The following is a 23,793-nucleotide window of genomic DNA, read 5'->3' on the forward strand; positions in this document are numbered from 1 at the left end:
AAAAGATAGCAAACAGTGCATCACCAAAACCGAAAATCCCACCGATAAGCCCCAGGACAAATTCTGTTGTCCGGCTCATTGTTTATCCTCCTTATTGCACTTTGATTTCAAACTCAACCTTTTTGGTGTTCATAAAATCGGATGACATTACTTCGCCTAAATCCATTTTGATTTCTTTGACAGCCTTGGGGTTCAGAAAGGGAGCAGTTTTCTGTCACAATCCCTCCCCCTTTTCCTTACATGTCCTAATAACTGTTGTTTGGTTAGATTAAGTGTGGTTATGCTGAATGCCGTTTGTTGGTTCAAAATAAGTCATTTCATCATCAAAAAAAGGATGACGGACCTCTTTGTCCATCATCCTTATAACAAGATCAAGCGGGTCGGGTTTATCCGTTTAAACCTTCCAACAGCAAAGCGTTCAAATCTTCCTGGGTCAAATAATTCCCCACATAAAACGGGCCAAATTCCCCAAAACGTGCGCTCGCTTCGTCAAAGCGCATTTCGTAGACCAGCTTTTTGAATTGCAACGGGTCTTCCCCGAATAAGGTGACACCCCACTCCCAATCATCCAAACCAACCGAACCGGTAATGATTTGCCGCACTTTCCCGGCATAAGAACGGCCGATCATGCCGTGGCTTTTCATCATTTCTCTCCGGTCTTCCATGGAGAGCATGTACCAGTTGTCTTCCCCGTCTCTTTTTTTGTTCATCGGATAGAAGCAGACATAACCGGATTTGGGCATCATCGGTTTTAAGCGTCTTTGCACCGACGGATCCGTTTCCGGATCGACATGGGGCGGAATGGTGTAAGCGCCGAGTTCCACGATGGAAATATAGGAATAAGGAGTGGTGGTGACTCCGGCGAAACGCGTTTTGTTAAATTGATTTTTGACATCGGTCAATTCTTCCAAAGTGGGACGGAAATGCACAAACAACAAATCCGCTTTGGAACCGGAAATGGCAAATAAGGCAAAGCTTCCTTGTTTATTTTCTTCAACGGATTCATATTGCTTCAGGATTTCATTCAGCTCGCGCACCGCTTCTTCTCTTTCGCCGGCACTGAGTGATCTCCATTGATTCCAGTCGATTGAGCGAAAATCATGAAAAGCATACCAGCCTTCATACGTTTCCACTGCTTGCGCCATCTTTTTTCACTCCTCATCTGATCAAGCTGATAAATATTCTATCACATCTTGAACGGCTTTTTTTCCGTGGCTGATGCAATCGGGAATCCCGGATGCACCATAACTGGATCCTGCCATGAAAACTCCCGGATAATGGATGGACATCTGTTCCTTTAATTGCTTCAACCAATCCGGGAAACCGACGACAAATTGCGGCATGGCTTTCTTCCAACGTGTCACATGGGTAAACTCGGGCTCTCCGTTAAAGGCGGTGATCCGTTTCAGATCGGAGAGAACCACCTCAACGATTTCCTCATCCGACTTGTACACGATTTCTTCATCGCCGGCACGCCCCACATAACAACGAAGCAACGCTTTGCCCGGCGGGGTGGTGTGCGGCCATTTTTTGTGCGTCCATGTGCAGGCGGTGATGGTGTAAGGCTCGACACGCGGAATCAAAAAGCCGGTTCCATCTTTGGTTTTGGGGGCTGTTTCCTCCGAAAAAGCCAGCAGCACCGTCGCCACCGAAGTGGGCCGGTCATTCAGCGGCTTCAAAAAGTCAGCTTGCCCCAAAACTTGCCGGTTCACTTCATGCGGCAATGCCAAAATCACCGCATCCGCTTCCAAAGGCTCCCCTTGCTCCAAATACAACCGGTACTTTTGCTCCTGTTTTTCCACCCGCTTCAATTGTTCTTCTTTGATCACCCGGACATCCTGCAATTGTGCTTCCAATTCTTCGACCATGGCTTGGAGCCCGTTTTTCAACGTGAGAAACGCGCCTTTGGGTTTGTCGGATTTGGTTTTCGGCGGGCGCATGGATTTCATGCCCAGGATCATGCTGCGATATTTTTTCTCCATCTCGGCATATTGCGGAAAGGTGGACAGCAAACTCATCTGGTCAATGTCGCCTGCATAAATCCCCGACAGCAGCGGTTCGATGATCCGGTCCACCACTTCACTCCCCAAGCGGTGGCGGAAAAATGCACCCACGGACCGGTCCTCTCCTTCCGCCACATTGGAACGGGGAAGAACCAAGTCGACCGCGGCACGGACTTTGCCGGCCGGAGACACCAAAGGAGTCAGGACAAACGGCATGATCCGGGTCGGCACTCCCATCACAGCCCCTTCCGGAATCGGCAACAGCTCATCTTTGTGCAGGATATATGCTTGTCCGGTCTGATTCCGGACCAATTGATCTTCAAGCCCCAAATCTTCGGCCAACTCGAACGCGCTTTTCTTCCGCTCCAAAAAGGAGTCGGGCCCCTGCTCCATGACAAAGCCGTCCCGGACCAACGTTTTCACTTTTCCGCCCAGACGGCCGGAAGCTTCCAACAAAGTGATTTGCCACTTTTGCCCCTTCTCTTTTAAGGTTTTTTGTAAATAATAAGCAGCGGACAACCCGGTCATCCCTGCTCCGGCTATGACGACATGTGGTGTTTGCACATTCATTGCAAATCTCCTCCTCAAGTGGTCAGGCGCTTCTCCACCACATCGGCAAGGCAACGGATAAATTCCGGATCGACATTGGGCATCGGCGGACGGTAATAATTGGCGTTCAACTCATCCGTCAATTGTTTGCACTCAATGTCGTTGTCATAAAGCACTTCCAAATGATCCGCCACAAAGCCGACCGGGCAATAAACAAACGAACGATATCCTTTTTGCTCATACAATTCCCGGGTCAAATCCAGCACATCCGGACCCAGCCATGGCTCCGGCGTCCGTCCCGCGCTTTGCCAGCCCACCGCGTAATGCGGAATTTTTGCTTCTTCGGCAATCAGCTTGGCGGTTTCTTTCAATTGATCCGGATAGGGGTCCCCCATTTTAAGAATTTTCTCCGGCAGGCTGTGCGCCGTGAAAATTACCACCGTTTGGTCACGCTCTTCTTCCGGGATGGCCGACAAGGTTTCTTGAACCCGTTTTGCCCACAAACGGATAAATCCCGGATGGTCATGCCAACTGTCCACCGTTTTGATCTTCGGACCGCCCAGTTTTTCGGCTTCTTGGTTTGCGCGGTCATTGTAAGTTTGAATGCTGAGGGTGGAATAGTGCGGTGCCAGCACAATGCTGACCGCTTCCTCAATCTGATCCTCTTTCATTTTCCGGACCGCCTCTTCAATGAACGGGTACGTGTGTTTTAATCCCAAGTACGCTTGAAAAGTCCGGTCCTTTGACCTGGAATTTAACTCCTTTTCCAAAGCTTTCGTCTGTTCTTCCGTAATGCGTGCCAGCGGGGACACCCCGCCGATCATTTCATATCGCTGTTTCAGATCTTCCAACAGTTCGGCAGGCGGCTTTCTGCCGTGGCGGATATGGGTGTAATAAGGTTCGATTTCCTCAGGACTTCTCGGGGTTCCATACGCCATGACGAGCAAACCGGTTTTCTTAGCGATGGTCATCACCTTCTTGTATATTGATGGACAAATTCAGTCAATTTTTGAAGCGTTTCCACACGAACATCCGGAAACACACCGTGGCCCAGATTAAAAATATAGCCCGGCTGTTTCATTCCCTGATCCAAAATTTCTTTGGACCTTTCTTCGATCAATTCCCAAGGACCCATGAGAATCGACGGGTCAAGATTTCCTTGCAAAGCTTTTTCGACCCCTTGTTCCCTGGCAAAACGGATCGGCGTCCGCCAATCCAGACCGATCACATCCACCGGCAGTTGATTCCATGCCTCCAAGAGATGACCGGCTCCGACTCCGAAATAGATGACGGGGACATCGGTGTCTTCCTTTAATTCGCGGAAGATCCGCTCCATGACCGGAGCCACATAGGTTTGGTAATCCTGTTGGTTCAAGGCACCGACCCAGGAGTCAAACACTTGGACGGCATGGGCACCTGCTTCAATTTGTCCTTTCAGGTAATTCACGGTCATGTCACCGAGTTTCTTCATCAACTGATCCCAAGCAGAAGGTGCTGAATACATCAATGCTTTCGTTTTGTGATAATTTTTGGACGGTCCGCCTTCCACCATGTAACTGGCAAGCGTAAACGGCGCACCGGCAAAGCCGATCAAGGGAACGGAAAGCTGCTCATTTAAGATCTGAACCGCTTCTAAAATGTAGGGCACATGCTTCTCTGGATCCAGCTCTCCCAAACGGCCGATCTCCTCTTCGCCCCGGACCGGGTTGGAAATCACGGGACCGGTTCCCGGTTGAATGGCAACCTCCACCCCGATATGTTTCAGCGGCGTCATAATATCCGCAAATAAAATGGCGGCATCCACCCCCAGCTGTTCGACCGGAAGCGAGGTCACTTTCGCACAGACCTCGGGATTTTCGCTCATCTCAAAAAAAGAATATTTCCGGCGGATTTCCCGGTACTCCGGCTGGTACCTCCCTGCTTGGCGCATATACCAGACAGGTACATAAGGGGTGTGCTCTTTCCGACAAGCTCTCAAAAAAACATCATTCATTTGACCCATATCTATCTACCTCTTTATGGTTCAATACTGCAAACCTCTTTACTAAGTTTTTACCCAAACCAACTCTTTCACATAAGCATAACGGCAATAACAGATCATATATTCCCTGAACATCCATCCCAATATTTTCCTGATGAAAACATAGCGAAAGAGTGTTTGCATCTGCACATTGTTAATGATATCACAATATATTTTTTTGCCAAGCGTTTCCCGGGTTTCTTCATAAAATGTCCAGATTCTGTCTTCTCTGCCGTCCTTTTTCCTCTTTTTGTTTTTTGAATAAAAACGCTTGGTTTCCAAAAAATGGTACCAGTTAAAAAAACAGATCAGGAGGAGTTTGTTATGCGATATTCCCGGCTTTGGACCGGTCTGGGACTGGTGATTCTCATTTCATTCGCCATTTTGGGATATTACGGGGGAAGAATTTATCAAACCATGCCCCGGTTCCCAAAAAGGTCGTGACCACAACCGGCAAGGTTTTATTCACCGAAAAAGAAATTAAAGACGGGCAAAACGTTTGGCAATCCATCGGCGGACAGGAATTGGGAACCATCTGGGGACACGGTGCTTATGTGGCCCCGGACTGGAATGCCGACTGGCTGCACCGGGAAGCCATGTGGATGTTAAACCGGTATGCGTCGGACCAATTCAAAAAACCTTATCAGCAATTGGACGATGAGAAAAAAGCCATGCTTCAAGCCCGCTTGAAAAAAGAAATCAGAACCAACACCTATCAACCGGACACCGGCAATCTGGTCATCTCCCCTTTGCGTGCCGAGGCAGTTTCTCACCTCAGCCGGCACTATGCATCATTGTTTGGCAGCGATCCGAAACTGGATGATTTGCGTGAAAAATATGCCATCCCCGAAGGGACCGTCAAAAATCCCGGGCGGATGAAATCCTTAAACGCCTTTTTATTTTGGTCAACCTGGGCATGTGCGACGAACCGCCCGGGTAGTGACATCACTTACACCAATAACTGGCCGCATGAACCCCTCATCGGCAATCATCCCACCGGGGAAATGGTGCTTTGGTCGGTAGTCAGCTTCGTCCTGTTGCTGGCCGGCGTGGGCGCTCTGGCTTGGTATTATGCCACGCAACAACACGATGAAACCGGATCGGAAGATCATTTTCCCGAGAAAGATCCATTGCTCGCCTTGTCTCCCACTCCATCCATGAAAGCAACACTGAAATATTTCTGGGTGGTCGGCATTTTATGGGTGGTTCAAGTGGCGTTGGGAGCCGTCACCGCCCACTACCAGATTGAAGGAAGCGGATTTTACGGGATTCCCATTGCCGAATGGATTCCCTATTCCATCACCCGCACATGGCACACCCAACTGGCGATCTTCTGGATTGCCACGGCTTGGATCGCCACCGGCTTGTTTGTGGCCCCGGCGGTCTCCGGTCGTGAACCGAAACATCAACGTCTGTTGGTCAACATTTTGTTTGTCTGCTTAGTGATCATTGTCATCGGCTCGATGGCCGGACAGTGGTATGCCGTCCAAGAACGGTTCGGGCTGAAGACCAACTTCTGGTTCGGCCATCAGGGATATGAGTATACCGATCTGGGAAGGTTTTGGCAGTTATTTTTGACCATCGGGCTTTTCCTTTGGTTGTTTTTGATGTTGCGGGCGATTTGGCCGGCCCTGAAAAAGAAACAAAACGACAGGCATTTGCTCATTTTGTTCATGATTGCATCCACCGCCATTCCCTTGTTTTACATCCCCGCCCTGATGTGGGGGCAACACACGCATTTGGCCATCGCCGAATACTGGCGCTGGTGGGTCGTCCATCTGTGGGTGGAAGGATTCTTTGAAGTGTTTGCGACCGTTGTCATCGCCTTCCTGTTCACGCGCATGGGGCTTTTAAGAACAACCACCGCAACCGCTTCCGTTTTATTTTCGACCATTGTTTTCTTGTTCGGCGGGATTATCGGCACATTCCACCATTTGTATTTCAGCGGAACGCCGATCGGGGTTCTGGCGTTGGGGGCAACCTTCAGTGCACTTGAGGTCGTCCCGCTGGTGCTGATCGGGTTTGAAGCGTATCAAAATTTAACCCTCACCCGGGTCCGTCCCTGGGTGCAAGCCTATCGATGGCCCATTTACTACTTCATTGCCGTTGCTTTCTGGAACCTGACCGGCGCCGGTTTGTTCGGGTTTTTTATCAATCCCCCGATCGCGCTTTATTACATGCAAGGTTTGAACACCACCTCCGTGCACGGGCATACCGCTTTGTTCGGTGTGTACGGAATGCTCGGGATCGGCTTGATGCTCTTCTGTTTGCGCGGTTTGACCCAACAATCCATTTGGAAGACCAAAGCGTTGTCTTTCTCGTTTTGGGCCATCAACATCGGACTGGCGCTCATGGTTCTTTTAAGCCTGCTCCCCATCGGCTTGATGCAAACATGGGCCAGCGTCGAACACGGAACCTGGTACGCCCGTTCCGCCGAATTCATGTCGCGGGGGATCATTCACACCTTCGTCTGGCTCCGGACCATCGGAGACACCCTCTTTGCCATCGGCGCACTCGTCCTGGGCTGGTTTGTCCTGGGGCTGAAAACCGGATGGTCCCTGACGGGCAAACGCCTTCCTTATGCGGAGAAAACAAAAGATGGATAAACCCGGCTCCCTGCTGCTTCCACCCGCAGCAGGGGTTTTTTTGTTCAATGTCGTTTTATTTTAAAATCATCCATTGAATCTTTTATGTAATTCTATTTATAATTAATAAATAAAGGTAATATTATGCAATTTTTGTTTATTTTTATAACCGAATGAAAGGAGGAGCGGATTTGGCTTTCTATCAAATTTTGTCAGAACCGGTCCGATACATCCCGTTTGATCTCGGAACCCGGCTTTCCCCGGAATTATTCGAAGAAATCAGCGGTTATCTGTCCAAAAATTTTCAAGTGTCCCCGTTGACCGGAAAGGAAAAAGTGATTTTGTATGAAAAATGTATCTGTGCCAAAATCACCGGGCGATTATTTTTATATATATTTCAAACCGGAATCGGGCTGTTTAAATACTATTCCAAACCACAAATTTACATCGGAAACATGACCTTTGCCGCCAGGTATCTGGAAAAAAGAAAAAAAGCCCACCAAAAAATTCTCAATTGGACTCATGACATTTCTCCCGTCATCTATGTGATCACCAAAGAGTTGAGGGAGTTGGCAAGAAAACACAAGAAAGAGCTTCGTCCCAGCGCTTCATCGGGTTGGGAATACAACGGGCTTTCTTACGTCATGTCCATGGTTTTTTTCAGCCCGCTGCAAGGCCATGTGGACACCTCCCGCTTTGACCGTCTGCCCCGCTTTTTGCAAAAAGGGATTCCCGCCATTTTAAAACCGGATTTAATCGGTTATGACGATTCCAACGAACTTTCAAAAATGGATGCAAAAAAAGAGAAAGTCTTGGAATACCTGGAAAACATCCACTCGACGCCCGTGGATTACGATGACCGGAAACAACTGATGATTTTTATGAGCTGGGCCGCTGTCATCGTCTTTGGCGAATTTGATGAATCAGACAAAGAGATTTACGAATTAATTGAATTAAATTTGCAACATTACTGGTTCTACTTGTATTGCCTGGATCAATGGCTGCCCGTTGAAAAAGATGAATTTAGACAACTGAATTTATCCATTGATCAATGCATCAATTTAAAAGTGGAGATCGATGATATCCCGCTGATCATCCAATATACGGACGAATCCCGTTTGCCCGAGCGGTTTAAACCCATGGTCGACGGTTTAAGCGAGACAAGCCGTATCCATCAATTGTTGGAAGCGCTGAGCGAAAAACTCGATTCATGGATTGAACTTCTCTCCAATGAAGAAATGCGCCGGGCTGAACAGCGCAAAGAAGAAGCACAAAAGAAATTTGCCAAAAATGCCGCACTGGCCTTGTATACCATCGCCTTTATCGAAATCACGCCCAACTTGTATGAATTTTTTTATTACCTGCTGGAAATCAGCGGATTTAACCTCGTACCGGTTCAACTTCTGTTGACGTCGCTGATCCTCGTTCTTTATGCGACGGGAGCCGTGATAATTTTTAAAAGCGGGGTGACATCTGCTTGAAAGGGGATCACGCTTGCGAGCAGTGATCCCCTTTGGCACATCATCAAGAAGAATTGAAATATTAAAAACATGAAAATATTAACCTTTTTTGCTGATCGCCACACGCCAGACCTCCGGGCCTTCCTCCAAATACTCCCACCCGAAAGCCTCCGGCCTTTCCATTTGAAACTGATAATAAAGTGGTTTCGGATCGTGGTCGTTGTATAACAACATCGTTTGTCCGGGCTTTAACCCGTCAAAGGTTTCAAAAATGATCCGGTGCTTGTCCTTCGGTTCATATTCTCTTGCATCGACGGTTGCCGCAAAAGACTGTTCCAATGCTTAACCCTCCTTTTTTGATCGGATTCGGCATTTATTTTAGTCCGCTTCCTCCGGGATTTCTGTGATATTTCCCACTTTTTCCCGAAAAAACGAAACCCGGTTTTTGATGTGACTTTGGTCACAACCTCCCCACCGGTCCTTCTATATAGTGGGAACCAAAGGAGGGATTCACTGATGAAACAACCGAATCAACCCGTTGTGGAATTGGATGTCCGTGAGGACTTAAGGAAAAAAACAGAGCCTTTTCAAAAAATCATGGGCGCTGTGGCCTCATTGAAAGAGGAAGAACAGTTGCTTTTGCATACAACTTTCAAACCGGTTCCATTGATCCGGGTGTTAAAAATGAAAGGTTTTCAGTGTGATGCCACCAAGCTGGCTCCGGATCACTGGACTTGCCTTTTTTATAAGAAAAACGGGAAACCGAAAAAGGAAAAGGCGGAACATCCGCCCCGAACCGTGGAAAACAATGAGCCTCAGGTGTACCGTTTGGACAACCGGGGACTCCAACCTCCGGAACCGATGGTCCGGACCCTGAATCAATTGGAAAAAGCCGCCCCCGGTGATCAAGTGATCATTCACAACGACCGGGTTCCCGTATATTTGTTGGAAGAATTGGACCGTCTCGGCTACACCTGTGAAGTGGAACAAAAAGAGGATGGCTCCGCAGAAGTCACCATCTTCAAACCCCGGACGGACGGGAAGTGAAAAGGATGAAAATCCACGCCGATTCGTCATCACTGAAAATTCCGCTGTGTTTTATCATCACGGGGATCTTGGAAATGGCCGCGTTTTTCATCGCAGCGATTCTGCTCCTGCCGGATCTTCCCGTGACGGCACCCCGCACCCCGTACGGATGGGGACTGACACATCTTTTTGTTCTGGGGTGGGCATCCATGATTGCCATGGGAGCAGTGTACCAGCTGGTTCCGGTGGTTCTCAACCAATCGCTCTTCAGCCAAAAGATGGGGATGTTTCATTATGCCATTTATTTGATCAGCCATGCCGGTTTGATCTTCGGCTTTTTCTTTTTTCATCCCCGCTGGATTGCCGTTTTTGGCACTCTCCTTTTCCTGGCCATTTTGCTTTTTGTGCTCAACATCGGCATCACGCTGCTACGGGCAAGGCAATGGAATCCGGTCACCCTGCATGCGGGAAGTGCGCTGGTATACCTGATCTTGGCCGCTTTCAGCGGCATGTTCATGGGCTTTGATTTTATCCTCGGGAAGTTGGGCGTCAGCCATGACCAGCTTCTTTACACCCATATCTGGCTCGGGGTTGCCGGGTGGTTCGGCAATTTGATCATCGGGTTCAGTTACAAACTGTTGCCGATGTTTTCCATCTCCCACAGCCATCCGGTCCAATGGCAAAACCGGACGTTGTTTCTCTTCAATCTGGCCGTGGCCGGCGGGGCTTTGAGCAACCTGACGGGGATCGGTCTGTGGAGCCGGTTTTCCATCATGTTGTTGGCCGTGGCTTTTTGCCTTTACGTTTACGCATTGCACCAGATCCGCCAATCCGGGATCAAGAAGAATCCGGGGGCCGGCATTCTTTTCACCTTGCGCGTCAATTTATTGGCGGCGCTCTGTCTTCTTGGGATTGCCGTTTGTTCTTTTTTCGTTTCCCAACCGGCCTTTTTCATCCTGACCATCTGGACCGGGTTATGGGGATGGGTATTCTTAACCATCATTGGTTATTTGTCAAAAATCGTGCCTTTTTTATGGTGGACCTTTCAATACGGCAACCAGGTCGGAAAGAACAAAGTGCCCCTTCTGTCTGAAATGATTCAGGAGCAGAAATTGAAACGGGCACTCCATGTTGCAGGCTTTGCCTTTTTGACAACGGTGCCCGGGATGGTCACGTCATCCGCCTTTCTTTTTCAAGCCGGATTCCTTCTGTTTTCGCTTTCCAGCCTGTATGCCATCTCCATCATCGGCAACGTCTTCACTTTCAGGTCAAAGGAGGAAAAAGCATGTGTTTAACCCGTGAAACCGTTATCGAAAGGCTGAAAGAAGTTTATGATCCCGAGTTGGGCGTCAATGTGATGGATCTCGGGCTGATTTACCGCATGGATATCAAAAACGGTCATATTTTCATCGAAATGACCCTGACCACCCCCGGATGCCCGCTTCATGACACCATCGTCAACGGGGTAAAATCCGCATTAAATTCATTGCCGTCCGTGGAAAGCGTGGAAGTGAACGTGGTTTGGGATCCCCCGTGGACACCGGAGAAAATTTCCCCGGAAGGAAGAGAATGGCTTGGCTTTTGACCCAACCTTCACCAACGCATCACTACAGCGTTTGTCTTCCGGCAAACGCTGTTCATCCCCTCCCGGGGCACCAAAAAAGCATCACACAGGAAACCCGGGAACCTTTGAAAAACTCAACGGCTCATTTGTGAAATTATGCACATTTACGGTTACGGTGTTTGAAATGACCAAAGAATACGTGGTGATCATCAATGAAAGCAATAAACTTTCTCTCTGTTCTTTTGATTTCATCGCTTGTCCTGTCCGGTTGTTCCATTTGGCCAAAAAAAGAACCGGAAACACATTCAGAGAAAACCGAACCTGCCGCGCAACGGGAAAATGCATCGCCGGTCCCGCCGAAAATCACCCGGGACGGGAAAACGGTCCGTATTGAAATGACGGCACAAGTGACGGACGTCGAAATCTCCAAAGGCGTGACTTACAACGCCTGGACTTTTAACGGCACGGTTCCCGGCCCGGTGATCCGGGTCAAAGAAGGGGACACGCTCTTCTTCACCTTAAAAAACAAAGATCCGAATCTGCCGCATTCGATGGACTTTCATGCCGTCCATGCCGCCCCCGACAAAAAATTTGCCAACGTGATGCCCCGTCAGCAGAACACTTTCACCTATTCCGCCGATACCCCCGGCGTTTTCATGTACCACTGCGGAACTGACCCGGTCCTGCAACACGTTGCCAACGGAATGTTCGGCATGATCATCGTTGAACCCAAAAACGGTTATCCGACCGACGCCATGATCGACCGCGAATATGTCATCGTCCAGAGCGAATGGTATCAAGAAAATGACCTTGGCGCCATGATCAACGGCATGCCGAAATACAATGTGTTCAACGGCAACGATTATGCCTTGAAAGAACAACCGCTTCATGCAAAAGCCGGAGAGCGGATCCGGTTGTATGTGCTAAACGCCGGACCGAATGAAGTTTCTTCCTTCCATGTGATCGGCACCACCCTGGATACCGTCTATTTGGACGGAAATCCCCGCAACCAGCTCCATGGTTTGCAAACCGTGCAACTTTCGCCAAGCGCGGGCGCCGTGGTCGAATTGACCGTCACGGAAGAAGGAAACTATCCTTTCATCAGCCATCAACTCCGGCAAGCTTCCAAAGGCGCCAAAGGAATCATCCGGGTAACCCGGAAAAAGAAAGGGACTTCCGGCCTTGGAAGTCCCTTTTCCTTTGGTTTTTTTCATGTTTCCGGCCGAAATGCCGCCGGAATGTAACTGCAGGAGGGATCGCTCTCCAGATAATCCCCGGTCAACGCATAAGCCCGTGATCTGGACCCTCCGCAAATCTCCTTGAATTCACAAACCCCGCATTTGCCTTTCAGCTTCGATTTATCCCGCAAGTTTTTCATGACGGGCGACTCGCGGTAAATTTTCCACAAGGGTTCCCGGCGGACATTTCCGCAAACCACCGGCAAAAAACCGCTGGGATACACTTCGCCGATATGACTGATAAACACAAATCCGTCTCCGTCATTCACGGCTTTCGGCGCTCTTCCCAAAACATCTTTTCGTTTGTCCGCTTGTGAAACTCCCGTTTCTTGCTGTCTCCGGGACTCCTGCAAAAAGACACGGCGATGGTGCGGCGCTTCCGTCACTTTGATATCACAGGGCATCGTTTTTTTGAGCTTGTAAAGCCATTTCATCACCGATTCATGCTCCTCCGGGGAAATCATGTCTTTTTTTAATCCCCTTCCGGTGGGAACCAAGAAGAAGACACTCCATAACACCGCTTCCATCTCTTTGACTTTGGCTGCAATCTCCGGCAAATCTTCCAGATTGTATCTGGAAACGGTGGTATTGATTTGAAGCGGAATCTCCAATTCTTTCAGGTATTGAATTCCTCTCATGGTCAAATCATAAGATCCTTTGGTCCCCCGGAAAAAATCATGAATCTCGGCACAAGAACCATCCAGGCTGAAGGCCCAGCGGGACAATTTGGCTTCTTTGGCTTTTTCCACCGCCCGGCGGGTCACCCTGGGGGTGGCGCTGGGGGTGATGGAAACGGGTAAGTTCTTTTCTTCAATGGCATATTTGGCCAATTCGAACAAATCCGGGCGCATAAACGGATCGCCGCCGGTGAAGACCAACAAGGGCGAATCCATCATCGCGATTTCATCGATTAAATGTTTCCCCTCTTCAAAAGTAAGCTCTCTCGGATCCCGGCGGTACTGAGCCTCCGCACGGCAATGCAAACATTTCAACGCACAAGCGCGGGTGACTTCCCATATCACAATAAACGGATTCACGTTGTAATCTCTTGGTTTTGCCCATGCTTTCATTCCATCACATCCTTCCAGCTTCATCTTAGCCAAAAAACCGATTTCTTTTTGTGAATAAGATCACAAACAAAAAAAGAGCTTCCCCGCGGGAAAGCTCTTCTTTCCAGGCAAACCGTCACGGTTCCTTTTTCAGTGTGCAAACCAAACAAAAAACGCGATGCGGTATCTTCAGCCTCTCCTCATAATTCTTTTCCAGGAACTCTTTGAATTCATGGTCAAACCTGGCAATTTCATCCGGCGGAAGACTGGCCCCCACCCCGGCGCTTGCCCGGATCCGCCCCCGCCATGCCTCTTGGCTGTATGGTATCATAAGATCAAATGTGAATGATTCGATACCGGAAAATCCGCCGATGGCCACTTGCGTGAACCACGCCGGATAAACCCCGGTTCCCCCGGCCCCTTGCCAATCCGGATTATACGACAAGATGAGCTTTTCCGTCTCTTCCACAATATTTCCTTTCAGCGGCAGCCAATCCAGATGGACGATCGCCAGTTTTCCGTGCGGGCGCAAAACACGGCGCACTTCTTTTAACACTTGATCCGCTTGAAACCAGTGCCAACACTGCCCGGCAGTCACCACATCAAATTCGGAATCCGAAAAAGGCAACGCCTCTGCCCGGGCGATCACATACCGGGAATGGACCCCTTCTTGTTCATCCAACTCCCGGGCTTCTTTGATCAGCTCTTTGGATATGTCAACGCCGGTTACCCGGCCCCCTTGCTTCGCAAATTTCCGGGCAAGATACCCGGTTCCCGTCCCGAGATCCAATATGGATTGTCCCTTGAGCCCCACCCCGTACCTTTTCAGACGGTCATACAATTCATCCGGATAGCCCGCCCGGTACTTTCGGTAATCGCCGGCAGTCAGGCCAAAATCCACTTTCATCTTTCCGCCTCCCAAACCAGATCACTGATAAACCGGTTTTTTAATTCTGTATTTTCTGCAAAAAAATGAAAATTTGATCGATCCCTGTTGGCACGATACAATGGATACAGCCCCGTTCCGTGAACATTCGCAAATGCCGCCACTTTCAGTTTAACAAAAGGAGAACAAGTCCGTAAACCCATGCACCATGAACGTCCCGGAAGCCCCCAAAAATGAACAAAATGGTTTTCTTTCCAAACAGAAAGTATTCTGACAAAAAATCCGATGCTTTTCCGAATAACTCTTCGGGAACTGGTATCATCGCTGATCAATCTGTATAGGAAAACGGAGGGATCAAAATAGAAATCTTATATTTGATCTTAATCTATGCCGTATTGTCAACGGTCTTCCTCTTCGGGGCCATCACTTTGGGAAAAAAGTTGGGATGGGAACCCAAATCGGCCTATATATTGGCCAGTATCCTGGATGGTGTATTGATCATCATTTTCATCATTTTGTATTTAATTTGAAGCGTTTTGACAGAAAAAAGACCTCCTGATGAGGTCTTTTTCTTTTTCGTTCATTCTTTGATTTGATCAGAACGGAACATCTGCCCACGGATCCCCATATGTATAAGGTGAAATTACCTTTTAAAAGCATGAAACTCTTTGAAAGGGATGAGCAATGTGTATCACTACCTGTATCCCCCTTATCCGTATCCTTATTATGCTCAAATCCCTGATCCGTCCAATCCCAACGGGGGCCGGTTCAACGATCAGGGAAAAAAACCCTTTGTCATCAATATCGAACAAGCGGCTGAACAAAACCAAACGTTCCGCACGGCCATCTGGACAGGAGATCATTTGCAGGTGACGTTGATGAGCATTAACCCCGGAGAGGATATCGGCTTGGAGGTTCACCGCGATGTAGATCAGTTTTTGCGCATTGAGGAAGGCCAAGGCTGGGTGCAAATGGGGCCGCAAAGAGACCGGTTAAATTTTCAAAGAGCCGTGTTTGAAGATGATGCCATTATGGTTCCGGCCGGTACATGGCACAACATCATCAATACGGGATATCAACCTTTGAAACTCTACAGCATTTACGCACCGCCGGAGCATCCGTTCGGCACGGTTCACCGGACCAAGCGGGATGCGATGGAAAGAGAAAGATGATTTTCCCAAAATCAAAACAGGCCACCTTATCCTGGTGGCCTGTTGCTCTTGTCTAATATTTGAAAGCCCCTTTTCTTCTTTGCGGTACGGTTTTAAAGGCCAGCCAACTCAACAGGCAAATGACCAGGCTGGGAAAGGTGACATGGAGCAGGAAGGCCGCCAGACTCAACCCGGTGTAAATCAACAAACCGCCACTTAAAAACTGCAAGACGATCAGGATCAACATGGCCCGGCATATGCCCCACAAATCCTTTCTTTCATGACGCATCCGGTAAGCCAACACGCTCAGCCGGAGGATCAACAAAAGAAGAACAAAGCCTGAAAGGCGGTGAACCCAGTCGATCACCAGCGCATGCCGGGCAATATCATAAGGTTCCGTCGGGACGGGCCATCCTTGAAAGAAAGAACCGGAACCGGTAAATGAAACATACGCCCCGAAATACACCACGAAGAAGAAATAAATCACCGCAAACCAGGCCCATTGCCCCAGCTTTCTCATCCCGGCGGGATCCGCTTCCGGTTGGCGGCGTGACGGGTCCGCCTCATTCCGGTACAACCATCCCGTCCACAAATACAATCCCACCACCGAGGTGAGGGCCATCCCCATATGAAACGCCAGCACCCACGGGGGGTTGTCAAAAAGAACCGTCAGCGCGCCCAATATTGACTCCCCGATAAATCCCGAAAAACAAACGCCGATAATGATTCGCATCGTTTTTTGGTCCCGGTATCGTGTCCAGGAGAGAACGGTCAACACGAACAAAAGGATCATGTCAACCAGGACACTCACCCGGTGGGTGTATTCAATGGCAACATGCTTATTCCATTGGCTTGGAATCCATTCTCCGTTACACAGGGGCCACTCTTCGCCGCAACCAAAAGTGGACCCTGTCTTGGTGTCGACAAAACCGATGAGATTGACCAAAAACAACCCGATCAGCGTGATGAGCGCCAACGGATAAAGTTTATTCCGATGGCGGCAGATGGTTGCCATTTGCATCCTCTCCCTCCCTTCTTAAAGAAAAAGGAGAAATTATATCAATACATCCATGGCCATGGCAGCAAACAAAACCGTCAAATAAACCAACGAAGCCCGAAAAGCCCGTCTTGCCCACAGGATCTCATCATCCGGCTCCCGCCACATCAGGATCTGAACCGCCAAAAAAGCCAATCCGGCCAGGACGGCCGTGACCAGATAAAAACCGCCAACGGATCCGGTCATCGCCAATCCCAAAGAGACGGGCAAAAGAAGCACCGTATAGACCAAACATTGCTGTTTGGTGACACGAAAGCCCCGGACTGCCGGCATCATGGGAACGCGGACCAGGCAATATTCCTCATTTCTCACCATGGCCAGCGGCCAGAAATGAGGCGGCGTCCAAACGAAGATAATGGCAAACAACCACACGGCTGTCCAACCGATTTCCCCCGTCACTGCAGCGCATCCCACCATTGGGGGAAGCGCGCCGGCTCCGCCCCCGATGACAATGTTCAGCGGCGTTCTCCGTTTGAGCCACATCGTGTAGATCACGGTGTAATACAAATAGCCGGCCAGTGCCAAGAGTGCGGAAAGCCCGTTGACGAAAACGGCCAACCAAATCAGGGACAACATTCCCAGACCCATTGCAAACCAAAGTGCCGATTGCGGACGGATCCGGCCGGTTGGAAGCGGACGATGGATGGTGCGTTTCATCAGTTGATCCATGTCACGGTCGTACCACATGTTAAAAGCGGACGCCCCCGCGGCACACAACGCCAAACCGACCGACATATGAACCAAGGTCCAAACCTCCGGCCATCCCCCCTCGGCAACGATGGCGGAACAAAGCGCCGAAAAAACCATCAGGAGAACAATCCGCGGTTTGGTCAAGGCCACATACGCCTTGACCTTATTGATCACCACGGAGAGAAACCGGGGGTCCGATGAAACCGCATGAACCGATGGAGCCGGCATTTTCCTCACCCCTTATTAAAAGTAACTGAAGGTCATCACCCAAATGGATCCGGCAATCACGGCGAACGTAAACACAAATCCCAGCGAGATGGCAATGGTATGATAAGCCGGTCCTCTTTTTTCATTAATGTGCATAAAGAAGATTAACTGAATCAAAATTTGCAAAGCGGCCAACACCAGCAAAACCGTCAGGGTTCCAACCATGGAAAGCGGGGAACGGACGGCAAACCCGATCGCCAAAAGCGTGAGCACGATCGATCCGATAAATCCGATCACATGAGACCAGGGGAAACTGCTTGGTTTCTTCATTCAATCACCCCCACCAGATAAACCAACGTGAAGATCAGGATCCACACCACATCCAAAAAGTGCCAGTAGAGCCCCGCATTTGTGAATTTCCTTGCCGTGGTCGGATTGATGGATTGGCGCTTCAGCTGAACCATCACAGAGGAAAGCCAAACCATGCCCAGACACACGTGAAGTCCGTGGGTCCCAAGCAGTGTATAAAATCCGGACAAAAACGCGCTCCGCTGCATGGTGGCGCCTTCCGCCACGTATTTGACAAATTCGCTGGCCTCAATCCCGACAAACGCCAATCCCAGGACGATCGTGGCGGCGATCCACCCGATCATGGCATTCAAGCGGTTGTTTCTCATCGCGTGCATCGCCAAACCACAAGTAAAGCTGCTGGTCAAAAGCAGGAGCGTTTCCAGCGTGAACAGCGGAATTTCAAACAGTTCCGCCGTGGTTGGTCCCCCGTCAGTATGCGTGCGCAAGACAAAATAAGTGGCAATGATGCTGGCAAACAGCACCAAATCCGACGCAAGAAACACCCAAAAGCCCAGAACATAACGGTCTTGATCCTCATGATGTTCATGGTCATGCGCTTGGTGATCCAAAACGGCGCGTTGTTCCGTCGCTCCCATTTACGACACCCCCTTGGCAGTCGCTTTTTTGATTTCATCGACGGGAATGAAATAACCGTCATCCTTTTCCAACGAGCGCCACAACATACATGCAATGATCCCGATCAACCCGATCATCGCAATGGTGAATTGACTGAACACCAATCCGAATCCGCCGATAAAGAAAGCGATCGACATGAGGAACGGAATGGGTGTGTTTTTCGGCATGTGGATCGGTTTGAGTTTTGAACCGGTTTTCAAACTGTCCCGGTTGCCCCGTTTTTTCTCCCACCAAGCGTCAAAGCTTCCCACTTCCGGGATTTGGGCAAAGTTGTAATGCGGCGCAGGGGAAGGAATCGACCATTCGAGGGTGCGTCCGTCCCACGGATCTCCGGTTGTGTCCAGCTCTTTATGGAACAAGCTGTAGACAATTTGAGCACCGATGAACAAGAAGCCGGCTCCCATCATAAAGGCACCGATGGTGGAGACAAAGTTGAGATCTCCCCAACCCGATTCAGCCGGGTAAGTGTACACGCGCCGGGTCATGCCCATGAATCCCAAAGCGTATTGCGGCATGAAGCAGACATAAAAGCCGATGTTAAAGAACCAGAAACCCCATTTTCCAAGCTTCTCGTTTAATTTGAAGCCAAACACTTTCGGCCACCAGTAATACATTCCGGCCAACAGTCCGAAGACCGCTCCCCCGATCAAGACTTGATGGAAGTGGGCAATGAGGAAATAACTGTTGTGGAACTGGTAATCCGCTGGTGCCACCGCCAGCATGATTCCGGTGGCTCCACCCACGACAAAGCAAGGAATGAAAGCAAGTGCCCACATCATCGGCAGGGTCATCCGGATCCGTCCCCTGAACATCGTAAACAGCCAGTTAAACACCTTCACACCCGTCGGAATTCCGACCGCCATGGAAGCAATGGCAAAGAAACCGTTGACTCCGGGTCCGGCCCCCATCACAAAGTAATGGTGTGCCCAGACGAAGTAACTGATCACGCTGATGAGCATCAGCGACATCACCATCGATTTGTAACCAAAAATGCGTTTCTTGCTGAAGGTGCTGATCACTTCCGACAAAATTCCGTATACCGGCAGGATGGCAATGTATACTTCCGGGTGACCCCAAATCCAGAACAGGTTGATGTACATCATCGGATTTCCGCCGCCGTCCATCGTAAAGAAATGGGTATCAAAAATCCGGTCCAACCCGAGAAGCGCCAAAGCAACGGTCAAGGCCGGGAAAGCGAAAATGATGATGATGCAAGACCCGAGCACCGACCAGGGAAACAACGGCATTTTCATCAAGGTCATGCCGGGTGCACGCATTTTCAGGATCGTGACGATAAAGTTGACACCGGTTGCAATGCTTCCGATCCCTGAGATCTGGAGCGACATCAGGTAGTAGTTGATTCCGGGCCCCGGACTGAAATCCACCTCGGATAACGGCGGATAAGCCACCCATCCGGCGTCCGGCGCGCCGCCCAGGATAAAGGACAGGTTAAACAACATCGCACCGAAGAAAAACAACCAGAAACTGAGTGCGTTCAAAAAAGGAAATGCGACATCGCGCGCCCCGATTTGAAGGGGAACCGCAATGTTCATCATGGCAAAGATCATCGGCATGGCCACAAACAAGATCATGATCGTTCCATGCGTGGAAAAAATTTCGTTATAATGCTGCGGATCGAGAAAGTGCATATTGGGCGCCGCCAGCTGAATTCGCATCAACAGCGCATCCACGCCACCGCGGAACAACATGATCAGGGCACAAATCAGATACATCACCCCGATTTTTTTATGGTCCACCGTGGTCAGCCATTCGCGCCACAACCATCCCCACTTTTTAAAATATGTCAGCACAAAGATGATTCCGAGCAGAACAACCAAGGAAGCAACCGCTGACATTTGAATCATGGGGTGGGCGTTTTTCAGGTAATCAACGATTTGCTGAATCACTGTTGGATCCCACCTTTCCGTTATTCATGAACAGATTCATGGCGAACGTCCATATCATGTTTGTCCCAATAGATTCCTCCGTTTTTATCCACAATTTGTTTGTAAAGTTTGGGCGGATAAGACGAATACGACTGCTCTTTTGCCAAACCCGGCTGTTTCAATTGATCATATTTTTCCTGGGTGAAAACAGGTGCGGATTTCTTCACGCTTTCTGCCCATGCATCAAATTCCGCCTGCGGTTTTGCAATCACTTCAAAGTTCATGTGGGCAAAGCCTTTTCCGGTAAAGTTGGCTCCTTTCCCTTCATACACACCGGGTTTGTCGGCTTGTAACCAAAGCGGCATCTCCATTCCCGGCATGGTGTACAATTGCCCGCCCAATTCCGGAACCCAGAAGGAGTTCATGGGCGCATCCGAAGTGAGCACAAATTGAACCGGAACTCCTGCCGGAACGGGTGCATGGTTCACTGTGGCAATGTTTTGTTCCGGATACAAGAAAAGCCACTTCCAGTCCAATGAAACCACTTCAATGGTGATTGGCTTGTTCGGTGAAGGTTTTTTCGTCAATCCGTACGTGTCCCGAACCGTGGCCACACTCAAGATGGCGACAATCACCACGGGAATGGTCCACCAAATGATCTCCATGATTTTGCTGTCATCCCACTCCGGACGGTAGGAAGCTTTATTTCCCGGTTTGTCCCGATACCGGTAAATCACATAGAAGAAGAACAGCATCACCGGGATCACAATCAAGGACAGCATGAGAACGGACAACTTGATCAGATCATACAGAGTCATGGCGACCGGCCCGGCCGGATTAAACATGACATAACGGTCATCGCATCCGGTCAGCAATAAAATGAGAACAAATCCCGGCACCGGCAAAAGCTTTCTCAGTCTGTTGGATGCCCGCAATTTCTTCAACAATTCTCCCTCCCATAACACTTGGAATGTTACTGGCTGATGAGTCCAATTCTCCAGGTTTTGTGATAAATATCACAAATAAGGGTTCATAAAAATGATTCATGTTCTTGTTTCTCTGGTATGAATTCCTCCTACCTGTATTTCATTTTTTTGTTACATCTTCACTTTAAACGGGGGGTTGCACCGCTTTTGTGATTCAAATCACATAACGGACGTCGTTCACAAAATAGCGACAAAATGTTTGACGCTTTGTCACTTTCTTTTCCTTGCCACGGACCAAAAAGCCCCGCAAACAAAAAAACCACCCGTAACGGGTGGTGTTCTGTTCTTTTGTCCCATCTTAAACCGGTATCCATGGTGTCAAGCGGGCGAAAGCTTCATATTGAATGCGGCTTTCATCCACATTCATTTTTCGGAGCGCCGAATAAACAACCTCCATAAACGGAACCGGACCGCACAAATAAAAATCGGCACCGGGATGGTCCACCACGGACTCCAGCCACTCCTTGTCAATCCATCCCTTTTTGTCAAACGATTTTTCCGCTCTTCGGTCGGCAATTCATAAATCACATAAAGATTTCAGCCGGTCGCAAGTCTCCGCCAAACGGGCCACATGCTCTTTCATCGCATGATGTTTGCCGTTTATGGCCGCATGAATGTTGGTTACATCCCGGTCCGGCTGTTTTTCCACCAAGGTGTTCAACATGCTCATGAGGGGGGTGAACCCGACACCTTCGCTGATCAACACGACCGGGTTCATGGATTCGGTGTCCAAAACAAAGTCACCGGCCGGCGAACTGAATTCAAGCACACTCCCTTCCTGCACCTGTTCATGCAACCAAGTGGAAAACGCACCGGGAGGCTTTCCGTTTCGGGCATCTTCCCGTTTCACACTGATCCGGTAAGTGTTCCTTTCCGGGAACATCGGACAAACTGTAATGGCGGTGATGCATGTATTTTTCACCCGGGATCTTCTTCCGGATGGTCAGATACTGTCCGGGACGGAAAGAAGCAAAGGGCTTATTGTCTTTGGGTTTTAAATAGCAGGAGGTGATCGCCTCGCTTTCTTTCACTTTTTTCACCACCACAAATTCCCGGAAACCTTACCAATTACCTTCTTTCGTTTTCGTTTGTTCATACAACTATTGTTCGATTCCGATGAATTGATTGAATCATAAGCCATCACCCAAGCCTGGATGATCTCGCCCGTCGCTCCGTCCCCCAACGCATCTTTGACGTCCTCAATCAGCGTTTCGCCCACCATGGGATATTGTTCCGGTTTGCCCCCGAACGCCCGACTGTGATAAAAAATATGGATCAACTCCGAATGACGGGTGAACAATAATTCATAAAACCGTTTTTCCGATCGCTTCGCTGTTTTCTTTCAGTACCGGAGCCGTTGCTTTTTAATGATTTCCATCGTCTTCATCGAGCATCTATGAAAAGACTCCTCTAGCGAAAATTCCCTTTTAAGATGCGCAACCACATGTTTTTCTTCATAAATGACAACATAAAAAATGATAAAGTATATAAAATGAATTATTAAACATTATAAAACGTTGTCAGATGAACAAAATGTGATCTGGATCACAAAAACGCCGGTGTTCACAGAACGTCGACAGAACCGTAAACGCTTTGTTGTTGACGAACAGGAAACGCATCCCTTTGAATAAAATTAAACACCAATTATTTTCATTTCTGGAGGCGGTAAGTATGAACCGCAAGGTTGAAATCTTGAAACGGGTGCCTCTCTTCCGGGACCTGAACAACGAAGAGCTGGAGAAAATCGCACAAATCGCCACCTTGAAGGAATACCCCAAACATTCCACCATATTTATGGAAGCGCAACCAAGAACAACGGTCTACTTCATTGAGTCGGGGATCATCAAAGTCACCAAGGTGGATAATCAGGGAAACGAGCAAGTGATTTCGATCCTCCAAAAAGGTGATATGTTTCCTCACGTGGGCTTTTTTGACGACTCCCCCTACCCCGGAACCGCGCAAACCATCCAAAACAGCAAACTCTTGGCGATCCCCATCCATGACTTTGACCGCCTGCTGGATTCCAATCCCCAAATTGCCAAATCCGTCATGAAAATCATGGCCGTTAAAATTTTGCAACTGCAAAGACGCCTTCAGGAAGTCATTTCCGGTGATGTTTATCACAAGGTGGTCATGACTTTGCTGAGGCTCGTCGATGAATACGGCGTCTCCAAAGACGAAAGCATATTCATTTCCCTGCCTTTAACCCACCAGGATTTTGCCAATATGCTGGGATTGTCGCGGGAATCCGTCAACCGGGTGTTAAACCAGTTAAAAAAGGAAAACCTGATTGATGTGAGCCGGAAAGGAATCAAAATTCTGGACTTAAAAACCCTGCAGGCCAAACTCTCGTGACCGGGAGACCGAAACATTTTTTGTGATATATGTCACATCACGGTCCCCGATATTATGGCATACTCAAATAAAGTTTTGAAAGAAGGAGGCTCCG

The 23,793-nt window shown here is 49.0% G+C and carries 22 protein-coding genes and 1 pseudogene; 9 read left to right on the forward strand and 14 right to left on the reverse strand.

Going from position 1 to position 23,793, the window contains the following annotated elements:
* Positions 1-386 precede the first annotated feature (386 nt).
* The 4 genes from hemQ to hemE are packed head-to-tail and all read right to left on the reverse strand — an operon-like array spanning position 387 to position 4,554.
* Positions 387-1,145 carry a hydrogen peroxide-dependent heme synthase gene (gene hemQ, locus H1R82_RS11140; protein ID WP_181732552.1) on the reverse strand — a complete coding sequence of 253 codons (759 nt, stop codon included), beginning with the start codon at positions 1,143-1,145 and terminating at the stop codon, positions 387-389.
* A 21-nt stretch (positions 1,146-1,166) separates the two neighbouring features.
* The gene (gene hemY, locus H1R82_RS11145; RefSeq protein WP_181732553.1) at positions 1,167-2,573 is read right to left on the reverse strand and encodes a protoporphyrinogen oxidase; all 1,407 of its coding nucleotides are present in this window, start codon (positions 2,571-2,573) and stop codon (positions 1,167-1,169) included.
* 14 nt (positions 2,574-2,587) lie between these two features.
* Entirely contained in the window at positions 2,588-3,523 is a 936-nt protein-coding gene (gene hemH / locus H1R82_RS11150) for a ferrochelatase (RefSeq protein WP_181732554.1), read from the reverse strand.
* Positions 3,523-4,554 carry a uroporphyrinogen decarboxylase gene (gene hemE, locus H1R82_RS11155; protein ID WP_181732555.1) on the reverse strand — a complete coding sequence of 344 codons (1,032 nt, stop codon included), beginning with the start codon at positions 4,552-4,554 and terminating at the stop codon, positions 3,523-3,525. The genes hemH and hemE overlap by 1 nt, the downstream gene beginning before the upstream one ends.
* Positions 4,555-5,012: 458 nt before the next feature.
* Between hemE and H1R82_RS14720 the strand changes: the two genes are divergently transcribed.
* The gene (locus tag H1R82_RS14720; RefSeq protein WP_309544824.1) at positions 5,013-7,178 is read left to right on the forward strand and encodes a nitric-oxide reductase large subunit; all 2,166 of its coding nucleotides are present in this window, start codon (positions 5,013-5,015) and stop codon (positions 7,176-7,178) included.
* 170 nt (positions 7,179-7,348) lie between these two features.
* Positions 7,349-8,638, forward strand: a complete 1,290-nt coding sequence (locus H1R82_RS11165; RefSeq protein WP_181732556.1) for a hypothetical protein — start codon at positions 7,349-7,351, stop codon at positions 8,636-8,638.
* 78 nt (positions 8,639-8,716) lie between these two features.
* On the opposite strand, the gene H1R82_RS11170 is transcribed toward H1R82_RS11165, so the two are convergent.
* On the reverse strand, positions 8,717-8,956 hold the full coding sequence (locus H1R82_RS11170) for a DUF2249 domain-containing protein (protein WP_181732557.1): 240 nt from the start codon (positions 8,954-8,956) through the stop codon (positions 8,717-8,719).
* Between the two features lie 177 nt (positions 8,957-9,133).
* Here H1R82_RS11170 and H1R82_RS11175 point away from each other — a divergent pair, with 177 nt between their 5' ends.
* From H1R82_RS11175 to H1R82_RS11190, 4 genes are all read left to right on the forward strand, one after another.
* Complete coding sequence (locus H1R82_RS11175) at positions 9,134-9,664, forward strand: DUF2249 domain-containing protein (protein WP_181732558.1); 531 nt, start codon at positions 9,134-9,136, stop codon at positions 9,662-9,664.
* 5 nt (positions 9,665-9,669) lie between these two features.
* The gene (locus H1R82_RS11180) at positions 9,670-10,938 is read left to right on the forward strand and encodes a heme-copper oxidase family protein (RefSeq protein WP_181732559.1); all 1,269 of its coding nucleotides are present in this window, start codon (positions 9,670-9,672) and stop codon (positions 10,936-10,938) included.
* The gene (locus H1R82_RS11185; RefSeq protein WP_181732560.1) at positions 10,929-11,228 is read left to right on the forward strand and encodes a metal-sulfur cluster assembly factor; all 300 of its coding nucleotides are present in this window, start codon (positions 10,929-10,931) and stop codon (positions 11,226-11,228) included. The genes H1R82_RS11180 and H1R82_RS11185 overlap by 10 nt, the downstream gene beginning before the upstream one ends.
* 191 nt (positions 11,229-11,419) lie before the next feature.
* A complete protein-coding gene (locus H1R82_RS11190; protein WP_181732561.1) occupies positions 11,420-12,451 on the forward strand; it encodes a multicopper oxidase domain-containing protein in 1,032 nt (343 codons plus the stop codon).
* Here H1R82_RS11190 and H1R82_RS11195 read toward each other — a convergent pair.
* Both H1R82_RS11195 and H1R82_RS11200 read right to left on the reverse strand, forming a co-directional pair.
* Positions 12,418-13,515 (reverse strand): TIGR04053 family radical SAM/SPASM domain-containing protein, encoded by a 1,098-nt coding sequence (locus tag H1R82_RS11195; RefSeq protein WP_181732562.1) that lies wholly within the window; start codon positions 13,513-13,515, stop codon positions 12,418-12,420. The genes H1R82_RS11190 and H1R82_RS11195 overlap by 34 nt on opposite strands.
* Before the next feature lie 115 nt (positions 13,516-13,630).
* Positions 13,631-14,401, reverse strand: coding sequence for a class I SAM-dependent methyltransferase (locus H1R82_RS11200; protein ID WP_181732563.1), 771 nt, complete (start codon positions 14,399-14,401; stop codon positions 13,631-13,633).
* A 353-nt stretch (positions 14,402-14,754) separates the two neighbouring features.
* Between H1R82_RS11200 and H1R82_RS11205 the strand changes: the two genes are divergently transcribed.
* Positions 14,755-14,910, forward strand: a complete 156-nt coding sequence (locus tag H1R82_RS11205; protein ID WP_181732564.1) for a hypothetical protein — start codon at positions 14,755-14,757, stop codon at positions 14,908-14,910.
* Between the two features lie 156 nt (positions 14,911-15,066).
* Positions 15,067-15,552: a cupin domain-containing protein gene (locus tag H1R82_RS11210; RefSeq protein ID WP_370527090.1), complete on the forward strand. Its 486-nt coding sequence runs from the start codon at positions 15,067-15,069 to the stop codon at positions 15,550-15,552.
* 52 nt (positions 15,553-15,604) lie between these two features.
* On the opposite strand, the gene H1R82_RS11215 is transcribed toward H1R82_RS11210, so the two are convergent.
* The 7 genes and pseudogenes from H1R82_RS11215 to H1R82_RS14940 all read right to left on the reverse strand — a co-directional run bounded on the left by H1R82_RS11215 (position 15,605) and on the right by H1R82_RS14940 (position 22,731).
* Complete coding sequence (locus H1R82_RS11215) at positions 15,605-16,552, reverse strand: COX15/CtaA family protein (protein WP_181732565.1); 948 nt, start codon at positions 16,550-16,552, stop codon at positions 15,605-15,607.
* A gap of 33 nt (positions 16,553-16,585) precedes the next feature.
* Positions 16,586-17,506, reverse strand: coding sequence for a heme o synthase (locus tag H1R82_RS11220; protein ID WP_181732566.1), 921 nt, complete (start codon positions 17,504-17,506; stop codon positions 16,586-16,588).
* A 15-nt stretch (positions 17,507-17,521) separates the two neighbouring features.
* Positions 17,522-17,815, reverse strand: a complete 294-nt coding sequence (locus H1R82_RS11225; RefSeq protein WP_181732567.1) for a cytochrome C oxidase subunit IV family protein — start codon at positions 17,813-17,815, stop codon at positions 17,522-17,524.
* Positions 17,812-18,432: a cytochrome (ubi)quinol oxidase subunit III gene (locus tag H1R82_RS11230; RefSeq protein ID WP_181732568.1), complete on the reverse strand. Its 621-nt coding sequence runs from the start codon at positions 18,430-18,432 to the stop codon at positions 17,812-17,814. Before H1R82_RS11230 ends, H1R82_RS11225 begins: the two co-directional genes overlap by 4 nt.
* A complete protein-coding gene (locus H1R82_RS11235; RefSeq protein ID WP_181732621.1) occupies positions 18,433-20,337 on the reverse strand; it encodes a cbb3-type cytochrome c oxidase subunit I in 1,905 nt (634 codons plus the stop codon).
* Positions 20,338-20,399: 62 nt separating this feature from the next.
* Complete coding sequence (locus H1R82_RS11240; RefSeq protein ID WP_232334010.1) at positions 20,400-21,302, reverse strand: ubiquinol oxidase subunit II; 903 nt, start codon at positions 21,300-21,302, stop codon at positions 20,400-20,402.
* A gap of 340 nt (positions 21,303-21,642) precedes the next feature.
* Positions 21,643-22,731, reverse strand: a pseudogene (locus tag H1R82_RS14940) (FAD-binding oxidoreductase).
* A 284-nt stretch (positions 22,732-23,015) separates the two neighbouring features.
* On the opposite strand from H1R82_RS14940, the gene H1R82_RS11250 reads away from it, so the two are divergent.
* Positions 23,016-23,699, forward strand: coding sequence for a Crp/Fnr family transcriptional regulator (locus tag H1R82_RS11250; RefSeq protein WP_181732569.1), 684 nt, complete (start codon positions 23,016-23,018; stop codon positions 23,697-23,699).
* Positions 23,700-23,793 lie beyond the last annotated feature (94 nt).

Origin of the sequence: Thermoactinomyces intermedius, from assembly GCF_013912365.1 — a bacterium.
Taxonomy (GTDB): Bacteria; Bacillota; Bacilli; order Thermoactinomycetales; family Thermoactinomycetaceae; genus Thermoactinomyces; species Thermoactinomyces intermedius.